Source organism: Bradyrhizobium retamae (assembly GCF_001440415.1).
Lineage (GTDB): Bacteria > Pseudomonadota > Alphaproteobacteria > Rhizobiales > Xanthobacteraceae > Bradyrhizobium > Bradyrhizobium retamae.
The window spans coordinates 1-1761 of record NZ_LLYA01000098.1 but is presented as its reverse complement, the minus strand read 5'-3'; the positions used below and the strand labels follow the sequence as shown (position 1 = coordinate 1761).

Annotated in this window: 2 protein-coding genes and 2 pseudogenes; all 4 read right to left on the bottom strand. The window is 60.6% G+C overall.

Annotation, left to right across the window (positions count from 1 at the left end; genetic code table 11):
* A pseudogene (locus CQ13_RS45560) lies at positions 1–384 on the bottom strand (glycosyltransferase family 2 protein); the annotation flags it as partial.
* Between the two features lie 324 nt (positions 385–708).
* Positions 709–1017 (bottom strand): hypothetical protein, encoded by a 309-nt coding sequence (locus CQ13_RS11585; protein WP_156433628.1) that lies wholly within the window; start codon positions 1015–1017, stop codon positions 709–711.
* 190 nt (positions 1018–1207) lie between these two features.
* Positions 1208–1351 (bottom strand): annotated as a pseudogene (locus CQ13_RS42860) (CDP-glucose 4,6-dehydratase); the annotation flags it as partial.
* Positions 1339–1761: sugar phosphate nucleotidyltransferase (locus tag CQ13_RS11575; RefSeq protein ID WP_245309144.1), on the bottom strand; the 423-nt coding region annotated here is incomplete at its 5' end. The pseudogene CQ13_RS42860 and the gene CQ13_RS11575, both read right to left, overlap by 13 nt.

The window sequence follows — 1761 nt, the reverse complement described above, 5'->3', positions numbered from 1 at the left end:
CCCTGCATTCCTTCCATTCGGCAAAGACGTAGGGCTCGGCCGGCAGCGGTTTGAGGGCCGAGGCTCTGCGCGCCCGGCCAATTCAACCAACCCAATCCGTACTCGCGCTTCTGATCCTGCATCAGCCGACTGGCGCCGGGCAGGAACTGTCGCCAGTTCTTCTTCACGATCTGGAAGCCACTATAGGCCCAGCGGTGCCTGCGTCTTGAAGGCCTTAAACGTGCCGAGCGACCGCCCTTCGCCATAGCGGTGGTTGATGTAGTGAATGACCCAGCCGAGCTCCTAGATCGCAAGGCCGAGGTCAGAGTCCTCGCAGGTGGTATCGCTCGACCAGCTGCCGGACATGTCGATCGGCGCGCGGCGGATCAGGCAGCAACGTTCATGCTCGGCGTGAGACAACATCCGAGGACGGCGTCCTCGATCTCCGACCCGTCGATGTTCGCATCGGGTAGCCCGCGTGGTGGATGGCATGGCCGAGAAGCGTTGGCAACTTGAAGTTTTTCGAAAGCCTCCTTGAACGCGCGCCCGATCGGGGGGTGCTGCGGTGGAAACGATGACTGCTTCGCGCATGATGAGATGTCCTGGCAGTTGTCTTTGCGTTCGATGGCAGCTTCATCTTCCGGTCCAAGCGCCGATTCGCTAGTCGCTGGCCAACTGGCTTCCTCGTACACGGCCGTAGCGCTCGAGCGTGTTCTTGATTTCAGACAATCAGATTAGGTCCGCCATAAACATCTGTCCACTCTGGTGATCGGGAAAGCGGTAGTCAGCCGTCCACACGACCTCGATATCACCGGCTCGGTACGAGATGCCGCCGTCGAGGATCTGGATACACTCATTGATAAGCGTGTTAATCAGGCGTTGGATGATTTCCTGGTTTGTGATGTCGCTCGGCGAGCGATTCCATGCTCGCGTGCCAAATCCGCGCATATGGTGGCGACGATCGGGTCCGGCAGCGAAGTGACGCGACCCGCCGTCTTTGCCATCAATAGTCGGCCGCGGGATGATCGCGCATGCCAACCTAGCTTCTGGCCTGCCTTGCAATCGCGCCGCAGATGGTGGGCCTCGTGCGGTTGCGGTGCATTAGTGATGGTCCAGCGGGCTTCCGGCGACCACACGCCGGTCAGACGATCGGCAATCCGGGCCACCGAGCGGGCTTCGGCTGGGCCGAAATTCCAGGCATCAGCAAAAGACCAAACCATCGGTAAACAGGCGCGGGCGGTGGGGCGAGCGCGGAGCCGATCACCCGAGCGCCGAGATGTTGCAGCCAAAACGCGAGCCACGAGCCCTTGAAGCCCGTGTGACCAGTGAGAAAGACGCGCTTGCCCGCCCGGAAGCCGTTCATTTCTCCCATACCTTCCGCGGAGCCTTGCCCTCAACCCAGAGCGCTTCCAGGAACGCCTTGTCGCGCAGAGTATCCAAGGGCTGCCAGAAGCCGTGGTGCTGGTAGGCCGAAAGCTGTTGCTGCTCAGCCAAGGCTGCGAGCGGCTCGCGCTCCCAAACAGTGGAGTCATCCGCCAGCAGGTCAATTACCTTCGGCGAGAGCACGAAGAAACCACCATTGATCATCCCCCCATCACCCCGAGGTTTTTCCTTGAAAATGGCGACACGGTGATCAGCACGAATTTCGAGGGCGCCGAAGCGGCCAGGCGGATAGGCAGCAGTTAGAGTGGCGAGCGTACCCTGGCGAAGGTGGAAGGCGATCAATGCGCTTATGTCGATATCTCCCACACCATCGCCGTAGGTGAAACAGAACGCGTCTTC